11 protein-coding genes are annotated in these 13,656 nt (G+C 68.5%); 8 read left to right on the forward strand and 3 right to left on the reverse strand.

The genetic code is table 11. The features are described from left to right. Nucleotides 1-52: 52 nt before the first annotated feature. Genes AC04ME_RS06915 through AC04ME_RS06925 form a run of 3 tightly spaced genes read left to right on the forward strand, consistent with a single transcriptional unit; the run spans nt 53 to nt 3,308 of the window. The gene (locus AC04ME_RS06915; RefSeq protein ID WP_042540608.1) at nt 53-994 is read left to right on the forward strand and encodes an ABC transporter permease; all 942 of its coding nucleotides are present in this window, start codon (nt 53-55) and stop codon (nt 992-994) included. After that, nucleotides 991-1,803, forward strand: coding sequence for an ABC transporter permease (locus tag AC04ME_RS06920; RefSeq protein ID WP_079113037.1), 813 nt, complete (start codon nt 991-993; stop codon nt 1,801-1,803). The genes AC04ME_RS06915 and AC04ME_RS06920 overlap by 4 nt, the downstream gene beginning before the upstream one ends. Next, nucleotides 1,800-3,308 carry an ATP-binding cassette domain-containing protein gene (locus AC04ME_RS06925; RefSeq protein WP_475434255.1) on the forward strand — a complete coding sequence of 503 codons (1,509 nt, stop codon included), beginning with the start codon at nt 1,800-1,802 and terminating at the stop codon, nt 3,306-3,308. Before AC04ME_RS06920 ends, AC04ME_RS06925 begins: the two co-directional genes overlap by 4 nt. Here AC04ME_RS06925 and AC04ME_RS06930 read toward each other — a convergent pair. Further along, nucleotides 3,298-3,948, reverse strand: a complete 651-nt coding sequence (locus tag AC04ME_RS06930; RefSeq protein ID WP_475434257.1) for a pentapeptide repeat-containing protein — start codon at nt 3,946-3,948, stop codon at nt 3,298-3,300. The genes AC04ME_RS06925 and AC04ME_RS06930 overlap by 11 nt on opposite strands. A gap of 300 nt (nt 3,949-4,248) precedes the next feature. On the opposite strand from AC04ME_RS06930, the gene ileS reads away from it, so the two are divergent. The 4 genes from ileS to ndk are packed head-to-tail and all read left to right on the forward strand — an operon-like array spanning nt 4,249 to nt 9,791. Next, nucleotides 4,249-7,614: an isoleucine--tRNA ligase gene (ileS, locus tag AC04ME_RS06935; RefSeq protein WP_475434259.1), complete on the forward strand. Its 3,366-nt coding sequence runs from the start codon at nt 4,249-4,251 to the stop codon at nt 7,612-7,614. Next, a complete protein-coding gene (locus AC04ME_RS06940) occupies nt 7,611-8,963 on the forward strand; it encodes a bifunctional folylpolyglutamate synthase/dihydrofolate synthase (RefSeq protein WP_475434260.1) in 1,353 nt (450 codons plus the stop codon). The genes ileS and AC04ME_RS06940 overlap by 4 nt, the downstream gene beginning before the upstream one ends. Continuing rightward, on the forward strand, nt 8,960-9,373 hold the full coding sequence (locus AC04ME_RS06945) for a DUF4233 domain-containing protein (protein WP_475434261.1): 414 nt from the start codon (nt 8,960-8,962) through the stop codon (nt 9,371-9,373). The genes AC04ME_RS06940 and AC04ME_RS06945 overlap by 4 nt, the downstream gene beginning before the upstream one ends. Before the next feature lies 1 nt (nt 9,374). Continuing rightward, complete coding sequence (gene ndk / locus AC04ME_RS06950) at nt 9,375-9,791, forward strand: nucleoside-diphosphate kinase (protein ID WP_042537730.1); 417 nt, start codon at nt 9,375-9,377, stop codon at nt 9,789-9,791. 70 nt (nt 9,792-9,861) lie between these two features. On the opposite strand, the gene AC04ME_RS06955 is transcribed toward ndk, so the two are convergent. Beyond that, nucleotides 9,862-10,479 carry a vitamin K epoxide reductase family protein gene (locus AC04ME_RS06955; RefSeq protein WP_475434263.1) on the reverse strand — a complete coding sequence of 206 codons (618 nt, stop codon included), beginning with the start codon at nt 10,477-10,479 and terminating at the stop codon, nt 9,862-9,864. A 281-nt stretch (nt 10,480-10,760) separates the two neighbouring features. Here AC04ME_RS06955 and AC04ME_RS06960 point away from each other — a divergent pair, with 281 nt between their 5' ends. Beyond that, entirely contained in the window at nt 10,761-13,346 is a 2,586-nt protein-coding gene (locus AC04ME_RS06960) for an Rne/Rng family ribonuclease (protein WP_475434265.1), read from the forward strand. Here AC04ME_RS06960 and AC04ME_RS06965 read toward each other — a convergent pair. After that, nucleotides 13,311-13,577: a DUF4031 domain-containing protein gene (locus tag AC04ME_RS06965; RefSeq protein ID WP_079113029.1), complete on the reverse strand. Its 267-nt coding sequence runs from the start codon at nt 13,575-13,577 to the stop codon at nt 13,311-13,313. The genes AC04ME_RS06960 and AC04ME_RS06965 overlap by 36 nt on opposite strands. Nucleotides 13,578-13,656 lie beyond the last annotated feature (79 nt).

A 13,656-nucleotide genomic window follows, 5' to 3' on the forward strand; every position in this document is an offset into this window, starting at 1 on the left:
GCGCGCGCCGTGAGCCGAGGGGCGCTCAGGATCCGTCGAGAGGGCGTCAACGGTGAAGGCAGCGCTCACCCGGGTCGCCGGACTCGCGGCATCCGTCGTGATCGTCCTCTGGGGTGCGGCGACGCTGGTGTTCCTCGCGTTCCGGGTGATCCCGGGCGATCCGGTCTCCGTCATGCTCGGGCCCCAGGCGCAGGTGAGCGATGAGGTCAAAGACGGCATCCGCGCGGAACTGGGACTCGACCGCCCCCCACTCGAGCAGTACGTCACGTTCATCGGACAGCTCGCGCGAGGAGACCTCGGCGAGTCGTATCAACTGCGGATGCCGGTGGTCGAGGTCATCGGCCGCCAGCTGGGTTCCACGCTGCAGCTCTCCGCGCTGGCGCTGCTCATGGCGGTGGTGCTCGCCTTCGCCGTCGCGCTGCTCGTGCGAGGGCGTGCCGGGCGCACCGTCGCCGCGGCAGTCGAACTCGTCATCCTCTCTTCACCCGTCTTCTGGATCGGCCTGATCCTGCTCAGCGTCTTCGCGTTCGGACTCGGCTGGTTCCCCGTGTCCGGTGCACGCAACCCGGCGACGATCGTGCTGCCGGCTATCACGCTCGCCCTGCCGGTGGCCGCTCTGCTCAGCCAGGTGCTACGAGACGGCCTCGCACAGGCCGAGCGGATGCCGTTCGCCGAGACCGTGCGTGCGCGGGGTGCGAGCGCGTCCTGGTTCACTCTGCGGCACGGCCTCAGGCACGGCGCGGCGAATGCGGTGACGCTCGCCGCGTACCTGACCGGATCCGTGCTCGGAGGAGCGGTCCTCGTCGAGACGGTGTTCGCCAGAGCAGGTCTCGGTCGGGTGACTCTCGCCGCCATCACCAATCGTGATCTGCCGGTCATCACCGGCATCATCCTGCTCAGTGCCCTCGTCTTCGTGGTCGTGAATCTCGTGGTCGAGCTGCTGCATCCGCTCATCGATCCTCGTCTGCGCATCGACCGAGGAGGCGTGCGGTGAGGCGGGCGCAGGCCGTGCTGCTGTGGGGCGCCGCGGCGGTGCTTCTCGTGCTCGCCTTCGCCGCGGTGTTCCCCGGGGTGCTCGCGACGCACGATCCCCTGCAGACGGACGTGCGGGCTTCGCTGCTGCCGCCGAGCGCAGACCACCTCTTCGGCACCGACCAGAGCGGGCGCGATGTCTTCTCACGGGTGGTCTACGGAGCCGGGCGCTCGATCGGCATCGGACTGCTCGCTACGGGCGTCGCCCTCGCGGTCGGACTCATCGTCGGGTCTCTGGCCGGGCTCGCTCCCCGGGGCGTCGACGCCGCACTCATGCGGGTGAACGACGTGCTGATGGCGTTCCCCGAGTTCCTGGTCGCGCTCGTGGTGGTGGCGGTGCTGGGGCCGGGTCCCATGAACATCGCGATCGCCGTCACCCTCGCCGCCGTACCCGTCTACATCCGCCTCGCGCGCGTGCAGACGCGCACGCTGCGCGGCGCAGAGCATGTCGAGGCCGCCCGCATCCTCGGGGTGCGCCCTGTGCCCGCCTTCGTGAGGCACGTCGTGCCCGGCGTGCTCGGGTCGCTCAGCGTCCTGGCGACGATCGGCATCGGATCGAGCATCCTCGCCGCGGCCGGACTCAGCTTCCTCGGTCTCGGGCCATCGGAGCCGACGCCGGAATGGGGACTGATGCTCGCAGGCGGACGCAACGTGCTCGGTCAGGCCTGGTGGATCGCCGTCTTCCCCGGCATTGCGATCACGATCACCGTCATCTCGGCCACGATCGTCGGTCGTGTGCTGCGAGCCAGAGCAGAGGGGCTGACGCCATGACCGCCGCGCTCGAACTCGTCGGCCTGCGCGTCGACTTCGGAGGGACGCCCGTGGTGAGCGGTGTGTCGCTGTCGGTCGAGCGAGGTGAATGCGTGGCGATCGTCGGAGAGTCCGGGGCCGGCAAGACCCTGACGGCGAGGGCTCTGCTGGGACTCGCTCCGCAGGGTGCTCACGTGGCGTTCGATCGACTCGTCGTCGACGGGACGGACGCCGCCCGTCTCGGCGAGCGCGGGTGGCGGGCCCTCCGCGGCGCCCGCATCGGACTCGTCTCGCAGGATGCGCTGGTGTCTCTCGACCCGCTGCAGCGGGTGGGCTCGGAGATCGCCGAGCCGCTTCGTCTGCACGGACTCGCGACCGGGCGGGCCGCGCTGCGCGAAAAGGTGCAGGACCTGCTGCATCGGGTCTGGATGCCCGACGCTGCCCGGCGGGCACGCCAGTATCCGCATCAGCTCTCCGGAGGGCTCCGGCAGAGAGCGCTGATCGCCTCGGCCATCGCGGCCGAACCCGCAGTCCTCGTCGCCGACGAGCCGACCACCGCGCTCGATGCCACCGTGCAGGCGAGGATCCTCGGGCTGTTGCGAGACATCGCCGATGCGGGCACCGGCATCGTGTTCATCAGTCACGACTTCGCGGCCGTGCGCAGGATCGCGGATCGGGTGCTGGTGATGCGCAACGGCATCGTCGTCGAGTCAGGGCCCGTCGATGAGGTGCTCGAGAAGCCGCAGCACGAGTACACCCGTCAGCTCATCGCCGCCACGATCCACGAGCCACGTGCAGAGCGTGAAGGCGCGGCCGAGCCCGTGCTCGTCGCCGCCGGGGTCACGAAGGCGTTCGGCGATCTCGTCGCGGTGCAGAACGCGTCGTTCTCCGTGGCCGCCGGACGCACGCTCGGCATCGTCGGGGAATCGGGATCGGGCAAGACGACGCTGGCGCGCATGATCGTGGGCGTCGAGGATGCGGACGACGGAGGCCTGCGGTGGATCGGACAGCACCGGGTGCAGCTCGTGCACCAGAATCCTCTCGGTGCCTTCGACCCGCGGTGGACGATCGGGAGATCGCTGGGAGAGGCGCTCGCCGCCGGGGGTGTGCCTCGTCAGCAGCGAGCGGCTCGAGTGGTGGAGCTTCTCGCCGAGGTCGATCTCGACCCGGCGCTCGCGAGCCGCAGACCCATCGCCCTGTCGGGCGGGCAGCGTCAGCGCGCGGCGATCGCGCGGGYGCTCGCCGCAGAGCCCGAGGTGCTGGTTCTCGACGAGCCGGTATCGGCTCTCGACCCTTCGGTGCGTGAAAAGGTGCTGCAGCTCCTGCTGCGCCTCCAGCGCGAACGGGAGCTGACGATGATCTTCGTGTCGCACGACCTCGATGTCGTCGGCGCAGTGGCCGACGAGGTGCTCGTGATGCAGGACGGCGTGATCGTCGAGCAGGGAGCGGTCACCGACGTGTTCGCCGCGCCGCAGCATCCGTTCACCCGGGAGCTGCTCGAGGCGAACCGGCCCGTCAGTCCATGACCTGGATGCCGATCCCCGCCGCGAGCAGCGGCGCGAGCTGCTGCACCTGGAAACCGGTGAGCGTCGTGCCTCGCAGGCTGTTCGCATCGAGGAACGCAGAGGCGTCGAGTCCGCGGAGGTCGACGTGCCTGGCGCGCATCGCCCGGGTGTCGACCTCGTCAGACCGACTGCCGGTGAAGCCCACGCGCGTGAGTTCGGCCTGAGGCATGTCGAGGGTGCGGATGCCGCAGTCGCGGACCTCGATGTCGGTGGCCTTCGCCGCCCCGAGATTGAGATAGTCGATGCGCACGTCGCTGAGCAGCAGCTCGTCGATGCGAGCGCTGCTCAGATCGAGCGTGCCGATGCGGCCCCCACTGATGCGCACGCGGCGGATGCTCGCATCCCGCATCTTGAGCGATGCGATCCGCACGCCGGTGAGGTCGACGTCGATGAGCGTGGCACCTGTCAGGTCGACCGCGTCGGCATCGGCGGCGACCGTGCACTGCTCGAGCGAGGCATGGGCGAGGTCGACCGTGCCCTCGAGATCGAGACTCGCTGCGATCAGATCGGCGCTGCGATGTGCTGCGGCGGGCGTGAACTCCCGCGGAAGGTCGGGCGGCGAGACGCGGGGAGCCACGGGGGATTCGGGGGAGCGGGCCATGCTTCGAGGGTAGGGGGTGGGTGCGACAGCGCCCAGAGTGCTCAGGAGGCGCACCCCCGCCGCCGCGCGTACAATGGAGACACGAGCATCGATCCGGACATCACCGGGGAGCTCTCGGAAGAACGGTCGGGCTCGCACGGGTCGACTCAGTAGAACCGAGCGGGGCAGGCCCGTCACAGCCGCAGTGAGAGTGGCTCCGCCGTGAGGCGCGGCACGCGAGGTGGTACCGCGGTTCCCCGGGATGAGATTCCGGACGGATCGTCCTCGCAGCAGCATCCGCCACGACTCCTGCGAGACGACATGACCTACCCGCGTTCCTCCTTCGGCCCCGCCGCCGACCAGGCTGCCTCCGTCGCACCGAGCCCTCGGTTCCCCCAGATCGAGCGCGAAGTGCTCGACTTCTGGGAGACCGACCAGACCTTCCGCGCCTCGATCGAGCAGCGCGAGGGCAACGACGAGTGGGTCTTCTACGACGGCCCGCCGTTCGCCAACGGCCTGCCGCACTACGGGCACCTGCTCACCGGGTACGCCAAGGATGTGTTCCCCCGCTTCCAGACCATGATCGGCAAGAAGGTCGATCGCGTCTTCGGCTGGGACACGCACGGTCTGCCCGCTGAGCTCGAGGCCATGAAGCAGCTCGGCATCACCGAGAAGAGCCAGATCGAAGAGATGGGCATCGACGTCTTCAACGCGAAAGCGAAGGACTCGGTGCTGAAGTACACGCACGAGTGGCAGGACTACGTCACGCGTCAGGCTCGCTGGGTCGACTTCGAGCGCGGGTACAAGACGCTCGACCTCGGCTACATGGAGAGCGTGCTCTGGGCGTTCAAGACGCTGTTCGACAAGGGGCTCGCCTACGAGGGCTACCGGGTGCTGCCGTACTGCTGGCGCGATGAGACCCCGCTGTCGGCGCACGAGCTGCGCATGGACGACGACGTCTACCAGAACCGTCAGGACCCGTCGGTCACCGTCACGTTCCCGCTGACAGGCGCGAAGGCCGAGGCCCTCGGACTCACCGCCGTGCGCGCGCTCGCCTGGACGACCACGCCCTGGACCCTCCCCACCAACCTCGCGCTCGCCGTGGGACCCGACATCGAGTACGTCGTGCTCCCGGCAGGTCCCGGTGGAGCGGCGGACGTGCACCAGATCGCCGGAACGGCGGATGCCGCAGTCGAGGCGTCCTCTCATCGCTACCTCCTCGCACGCGAGCTGCTCGGCGGCTACGTCAAGGACCTCGGCTACGAGAGCCTCGACGACGCGCTCGCCGCTGTCGACGCGACGGTGCGAGGAGCCGACCTGGAGGACGTCACCTACGACCGACTCTTCGACTACTACGCCGACGCCGAGACCTACGGCACCGAGAACGCCTGGCGCATCCTGGTCGACGACTACGTCACCGTCAGCGACGGCACCGGCATCGTCCACCAGGCTCCGGCCTACGGTGAGGACGACCAGCGGGTCGCCGGTGCCGCCGGCATCCCGACGATCCTGTCGCTCGACGACGGCGGGCGCTTCCTGCCGAACGTCACAGACGTCGCCGGCCAGCTCTGGATGGATGCGAACACGCCGCTCATCCGTCTGCTCCGCGCCGAGGGACGACTGCTGCGCGAGCAGAGCTACGTGCACTCGTACCCGCACTGCTGGCGCTGCCGGAACCCCCTGATCTACAAGGCCGTGTCGAGCTGGTTCATCCGTGTCACCGACATCAAGGACGACCTGCTCGCGAACAACGAGCAGATCACCTGGGTGCCCGAGAACGTCAAGCACGGCCAGTTCGGCAAGTGGCTCGAGGGGGCGCGCGACTGGTCGATCAGCCGCAACCGCTACTGGGGCTCGCCGATCCCGATCTGGAAGAGCGACGACCCGGAGTACCCGCGCATCGACGCATACGGCTCTCTCGAAGAGATGGAGCGCGACTTCGGCACGCTGCCGCGCAACCCCGAGGGCGAGATCGACCTGCACCGCCCCTACATCGACGACCTCACGCGTCCGAACCCCGACGACCCCACCGGCAAGAGCACGATGCGCCGCATCGAGGACGTGTTCGACGTGTGGTTCGACTCGGGTTCGATGCCGTACGCGCAGGTGCACTATCCGTTCGAGAACCAGGAGTGGTTCGACACGCACGCACCCGCCGACTTCATCGTCGAGTACATCGGGCAGACGCGTGGCTGGTTCTACGTCATGCATGTGCTGTCGACCGCGCTCTTCGATCGTCCGGCCTTCACCGGTGTCAGCTGCCACGGCATCGTGCTGGGCAACGACGGCTACAAGATGTCGAAGTCGCTGCGCAACTATCCGGATGTCTCCGAGGTGCTCGACCGCGACGGCTCCGACGCGATGCGCTGGTTCCTCATGTCGAGCTCCGTGCTGCGCGGTGGCAACCTCGCGGTCACCGAAGAGGGCATCCGCTCGGGCGTCCGCGAGTTCCTGCTTCCGCTGTGGAACTCGTGGTACTTCTTCGCGACGTATGCGAACGCGGCCAAGCCGGGCGGCTACGAGGCGACCTGGCGCACGGACTCGACCGACGTGCTCGACAGGTACATCCTGGCTCGGCTCGGCGACCTCGTGCGCGACGTGCGGGCGGACCTCGAGGGACTCGACTCGACGACGGCGTCCGCTCGTCTGCGCGACTTCGCCGAGGTTCTCACCAACTGGTACATCCGCCGCTCGCGCGACCGGTTCTGGGAGGGCTCGAACACCGAGGCCTTCGACACGCTCTACACCGTGCTCGAGACCCTGACCCGCGTCGCGGCTCCGCTCGTGCCGCTCGTCAGCGAGCGCGTCTGGCAGGGGCTCACAGGCGGACGCAGCGTGCACCTGCAGGACTGGCCTGACGCCACCGCATTCCCCGCCGCCGACGAGATCCGGAATGCCATGGATGCCGTCCGCGAGCTCTCGAGCGTCGGCAACGCGTTGCGCAAGAAGGAGAAGCTGCGCGTGCGTCTGCCGCTCGCCCGCCTCACGGTCGTGTCACCGCTGGCAGGGACGCTCGGCCAGTTCGAGGACATCCTCCGCGAGGAGCTCAACGTCAAGTCGGTCGAGCTCGTCCCGCAGTCGGAGACGACTGCTGCGGACTACGGCATCAGCCACCGGCTCAGCGTCAACGCGCGTGCCGCTGGCCCGCGGCTCGGCAAGAACGTGCAGACCGTGATCAAAGCCGCGAAGGCAGGCGACTGGTCGGAGAGCGACGGCGTCGTCACCGCGGGCGGTATCGCTCTCGAGCCGTCGGAGTACGAGCTCGCACTCGAGACCGCCGGTCGTCCGGAGGGCGAGGCTCTCGCCCTCGTGCCGACGGGGGGCGTCGTGCTGCTCGATACGCAGACGACACCCGAGCTCGAGGCGGAGGGACTCGCCCGCGACGCGATCCGCGTCGTGCAGGAGGCCCGCAAGAACGCTGACCTCGACGTGAGCGATCGCATCGTGCTCGCGCTCAACGTGAGCCCGGACGACGCCGAGGCGCTGCAGGCGCATGCGGAGCTGATCGCAGGGGAGACCCTGGCCGTGGCGTTCGCTGTGCAGGCCACCGACGAGATGAACGCTCTCGTGCAGGACGTCACCAGCCCGGGAGGCGGCGTGTTCCGCAGCGGGGCGACCGCGCTGGGCGCCGACAAGCGTCCGATCATCGTCACGATCGACACGAACATCGAGGAGTCGAGCGCATGAGCGCACGTGACAGGGCGGATGCCGTCTACGAGACGCTGCTGAGCCGCGCGGGGGAGCGCTGGGTGCAGCCGCGCAAGGAGCGCACCGCGCGCATCCTCACATACCTCGACGACCCGCAGCGCACCTATCGCGTCGTGCACATCACGGGGACCAACGGCAAGACGTCGACGGCTCGGATGATCGAGACTCTGCTTCGGGCGCACGGGCTGCGCACCGGGCTGTTCACGAGTCCTCATCTCGAGCGCTTCACCGAGCGGATCATGATCGACGGCGAGCCGATCGAGGATGCCGCCGTCGCCGACGCGTGGGATGAGATCGAGCCCTTCGTCGGGATCGTCGACGCCGAGCTCGAGGCCGCAGGGGAGGAGCCGCTCACGTTCTTCGAGCTGCTCACCGTGCTCGCCTTCGTGGCCGTGGCCGATGCCCCTGTCGACGTGCTCGTGCTCGAGGTGGGCATGGGGGGCGAGTGGGACTCGACCAACACGGCGGACGGCGACGTGGCGGTCTTCGCGCCCATCGACATCGACCACGCGGATCGTCTCGGAGGCACGATCGCCGAGATCGCGACGGTCAAGGCGGGGATCATCAAGGAAGGCGCGGCCGTCGTCTCGGCGCAGCAGCCCGCAGAGGCCGCTGAAGTGCTGCGTCGCGTCGCCGCCGAGAAGAACGCCACGATCGCGTTCGAGGGTGAGGAGTTCGGGCTTGCCGACCAGAAGCTCGCCGTCGGTGGACAGCTGTTGACCATCCGCGGACTCGCCGGCGCCTATGTCGAGGAGTATCTGCCGCAGTACGGTGCTCACCAGGGGCACAACGCCGCCCTCGCGGTCGCCGCCGTGGAGTCGCTGATCGGAGGCGCCGAGCAGCCGATCGCCGCCGACATCATCTCCGAGGGGCTCCAGGGAGCGACCTCGCCCGGACGTCTTCAGCTGCTGGGGGTCGCTCCGACGGTGATCGTCGATGCCGCGCACAACCCGCACGGCGCCGCCGCGCTCGTTCTCGCGATGGACGACAGCTTCGACTTCGACGAGTGGGGCGTCGTGCTGGGTGTGCTCGCCGACAAGGACGCCGCCGGCATCGTCGCGAAGCTCGCACCTGCAGCAGCGCGCGTCTTCGCCACCGCGCCGGAGTCCGACCGCGCGAGCGACGCGGATCTCATCGCCGACCTCGTCGAGGCGACGGGACAGCGTGCGACCGTCCATCCGACCCTTGCTGAGGCTGCTGATGCCGCACGGGAATGGGCGGCATCGTCCGATCGCCGAGCCGTCGTGATCGCCGGGTCGGTCGTGCTCGCGGGCGAGGCGATCGCCCTCGCCGAGGCAGAGGACTGGAAGTCCGGGTGGCGCGCATGACCGCCGTCTGCCCGTCTGCGCGTCCTCCGCGTCCGCCCCGCACGCTCGTACAGAAGCTGGCGCCGATCGTGCTCGGGTTCGAGTCGATCGTCGTCTTCCTCGCGGGCCTCACGGTCTTCGGTCTGAAGTCGCTGCCTGCCGGCATCCCGCAGTGGTGGGGGATCGTCGGCGGCGCGGTCGTGGGACTCGCCTGCATCGCCGTCGCCGGGATGATCACGAAGCCCTGGGCGATCACCGCAGGGTGGATCCTGCAGGTCGTCATCGCGCTGGCGGCTATCCTGGTGCCCGCGATCCTGCTCGTCGTCGTGGTTTTCGGCGGCATGTGGGGGTATGCGACGATCATGGGGGCCCGATTGGACGCACGACGTCCTGACGGGCCCACGACCGAGACTCAGACAGAGAGTGAATGACATGGCCACCGAAGAAACCCTCGTCCTCGTAAAGCCCGATGGCGTCGCCCGCGGCCTCACCGGCACGATCCTGGCTCGCATCGAAGCGAAGGGATACTCCCTCGTCGACATCCGCCTGGTCGAGCCCGACCGCGACCTGCTGGCCGAGCACTATGCCGAGCACGAGGGCAAGCCGTTCTACGAGCCGCTCCTCGAGTTCATGCTCTCAGGGCCGTCCGTCGCGATCCGCCTCGCCGGCAACCGCGTGATCGAGGGCTTCCGGTCGCTCGCCGGCACGACCGACCCCACCACCGCCGCACCCGGTACGATCCGTGGCGACTTCGGTCGCGACTGGGGCCTCAAGGTGCAGCAGAACCTCGTGCACGGCTCGGACAGCCCCGAGTCGGCCGCACGCGAGCTCGGCATCTGGTTCGACTGACCGATCCGCTCACGACGAAGCCCGCCGCACGAGATCGTGCGGCGGGCTTCGTCGATTCAGGGGTGAGGAATCAGAAGATGATGCGCGCCATCTCGCCGAGGAAGTCGAGACCCTGCAGCTGAGCCATCACGATGATGATCGCGTACGCCAGGATGGTCGCCAGCGGAACCCAGACCATGAGCTTGTCCGCACGCGCCTGGGCCTTCTCGCCCTTGGTGAACGTGCCGTTCCGGGTGAGATGCAGCATCGTCGCGAAGAACGTCGGGATGGTCACGGCCCAGGTCACCATGCACCACGGGCACAGCACTCCGAGGTTCGATGCATACAGGCTCTGGCCGATCAGCCAGCAGACGAGTCCGAATGCGAACGTGATGCCGGCGCCGAACGCAGCCCAGAACCAGCGGGGAAAGCGGGATCCAGCGAGGATCGCGACCCCGACGACCAACGGCGCCATCCACCCGGTCAGTCCGAGCAGCGGGTTGGGGAAGCCGAAGATCTCGCCCTGCCACGAGCCCAGGTTCTTGCTGCACTGGATGAAGGGGCTGACGTCGCAGGCCAGGGCATCGGTTGGGTTCTCGAGAAGCACGAACTTCTCGACCGTGAGCTGGAAGGCGGCGAACCAGCCGATGACGCTCGCGATGATCAACCACACGGCATAGACGACGGGGCGGGTGCGCTGCTCGCTCATGTCTGGATTCTCTCAGCGATCGCTATGTATCGGGCGTGAGCGCGCCGGAGAAAACGACTCAGTGCCCCGACGATGCCGCGAACCGGCGCACTTGGTGCGATAATGGCCTGTGATGCATCGCTCGACCCTGTCGCGGCGGGCATCGACGCAGACTTCGGGGCCGTATGCCCCTCGTGATCAGAGCCATGAGCCGGTCGCACACCGAATGAGTTCGCGGCACCTGCGGGTGCCGCATGAGAGTTAGCGGAACACGAAGTGTCCGCGCGAGGAGCAAGCCAGAGATGGCCGATGACAACAATGACTACGACGCCCCTACCCTCGACTTCTCTGCGGATGCTGACGCACCCGCAGAGGTAGTCGCCGACGCTCCGGAGGCCGACGGCACGTCCGACGCTTCGGAGGACGGCGCGGGTTCGACCGCTGAGCCCTCTCCGGCGGAGGAGACTCCTGCGGAGCCCTCTCCTGCTGAGGATGCTCCTGCTGAGGATGCTCCTGCTGCGGATGCTCCTGCTGCGGAGGCTCCTGCCGCGGAGGCTCCTGCTGAGGATGCTCCTGCCGAGGCAGCTCCTGCCGCTGAGGCTCCTACTCCTGCCGCTGAGGCGCCTGCCGCTGAGGCTCCTACTCCTGCCGCTGACGCTCCTGCTGCTGACGCTCCTGCTGCTGACGCTCCTGCCGTCGACGCTCCCGCGGCCGAAGCCTCTTCTGAAGAGACCGCTGCTGAGCCTGCCCAGGAGAAGCCCGAGGCGCCCCAGCCCCTCACGGCTGTGTCGCTGGGGCTGCTGCCCGAGGTCTTCGTCTCTCAGGTATCGACGCAGCTGCACTTCTACGCTCCCGAGGTCCTTCCGCTCCCGGCCCGTCCGGGCCGCGAGCGCGTGTTCGACCGCATCGCCGAGCGGGAGCCGGAGGAGCCGGCCGGCCGCCGTGGCCGCCGCCGTCGCGGTGGTTCCGACGATGTCGAGCAGCGCGAGCCGCGTGAGCAGCGTGACGAACCTCGCCAGCCCCGCCAGCGCGTCGTCGAATACATCACCGAGCCCAAGGCGATCAAGGGTTCCACGCGCCTCGAGGCGAAGAAGCAGCGCCGTCGCGACGGACGGGATGCCGGTCGTCGGCGACCGGTCGTCACCGAGGCGGAGTTCCTCGCGCGTCGTGAGTCTGTCGACCGCAAGATGGTCGTCCGTTCCAAGAACGGCCGGACGCAGATCGGCGTCCTCGAAGACGGCGTGCTCGTCGAGCACTATGTCGCGCGCAACCAGGATGCCTCGCTGATCGGCAATGTCTACCTCGGCCGCGTGCAGAACGTGCTGCCGAGCATGGAGGCCGCGTTCGTCGACATCGGCCGTGGCCGCAACGCCGTGCTCTACTCCGGCGAGGTCGACTGGGATGGCGTCGAGACCGGCAACCAGCCGCGTCGTATCGAACTCGCGCTCAAGGCGGGCGACCGCGTCCTGGTGCAGGTCACCAAGGATCCGATCGGCCACAAGGGCGCCCGTCTGACCAGCCAGATCTCGCTTCCGGGTCGCTACCTCGTGTATGTGCCCGGCGGATCGATGAACGGCATCAGCCGCAAGCTGCCCGACAACGAGCGCACGCGCCTGAAGCGCATCCTCAAGGAGGTTCTCCCCGAGTCCTCCGGGGTGATCGTCCGCACGGCGGCCGAAGGTGCCACCGAAGACCAGCTCACTCGCGATGTTCAGCGGCTCACCAGCCAGTGGGAGCACATCCGCAAGCAGGTCGAGAGCCAGCAGGCGCCGGCGCTGCTGCACGCCGAGCCCGACCTTCTGGTCAAGATCGTCCGCGACGTCTTCAACGAGGACTTCACGAAGATGCTGATCCAGGGCGAGGACGCGCAGCGCACCATCCGCGCCTACCTCGAGAGCGTCGCACCCGATCTGCTCGAGCGCGTCGAGTCGTACGAGGACGAGAGCGATCCCTTCGATGTGTTCCGGATCACGGAGCAGATCGAGAAGGCGCTCGACCGCAAGGTCTGGCTGCCGTCCGGTGGCTCGCTGGTCATCGACCGCACCGAGGCCATGACGGTCGTCGACGTCAACACGGGAAAGTTCGTCGGCTCGGGCGGAAACCTCGAAGAGACGGTCACCAAGAACAACCTCGAGGCCGCGGAGGAGATCGTCCGCCAGCTGCGTCTGCGCGACATCGGCGGCATCATCGTCGTCGACTTCATCGACATGGTGCTCGAATCGAACCGCGACCTCGTGCTGCGCCGCCTGATCGAGTGCCTCAGCCGTGACCGGACGAAGCACCAGGTCGCCGAGGTCACTTCGCTCGGCCTCGTGCAGATGACCCGCAAGAAGCTCGGCCTCGGCCTGCTCGAGACGTTCAGCGAGGCGTGCGACGTGTGCGCCGGTCGCGGCGTCATCGTGCACCACGACCCGGTCGTGAAGCACCGCTCGAGCAGCAACGGCAATGGCAACGGCAACTCGCAGTCCAACCGTCGCCAGCGCGGCGGCAACGGCCAGTCGCAGAACTCGGCGCCCGCCGCGGTGACGACGCACAGCATCCCCGAGGGGGCGAAGTCCGCGCTCGCTCAGATCGCGGCCTCGACGCGCGTTCCGAACGCCGACGAGCCGACGGAGGTCGTCGCTCCCGCCGCGGAGACGACGACGGAAGCCCCCGCCACGCAGGAGCGAGCCAAGAAGCCCCGCAAGAAGCGCGGATCCGACCGCAAGTCGCCCAAGTCCCCGGCTGAGGCGCTGCTCGATTCCGTGCTCGATGCGCTTCCCGAGCCGAAGGCTCCGGGACAGGGACGCGGTCGTCGCCGTGTCTCCACCGCCGCGCTCACCGGCACGCCGATCTCCGTGAACTCGGAGCCGTCAGCGCCGGTCGCGGGCGGGGACTCGCAGTCCTGAGGCGATCAGTCGCCTGACCAGCTCCTTGCCGCCGACATGCTGTGCGCCGGCGGCGAGGAGCCGGGGGATGAGCTCTTCGGGGACGTCGTAGTGGTCGAGGTCGAAGGCGCGTGCAGGAACGTCGTGCGACCTCGCGAAGGCGTGCAGCTCCTGCAGGCTGTCGTCGCTCACGAGATGGGCCCACAGGCGCCCGTGTGCGGGCCAGATGGGGTCATCGACGAGAACGGTCATTGGTTCAGCCTATGACCGGACACACCAGGCGGCGCGTTTTGCCACAGTGTCCTGCATCCGGTAAAGTAGTCCCTTGGTG

This window comes from Microbacterium sp. LjRoot205 (genome assembly GCF_056175745.1).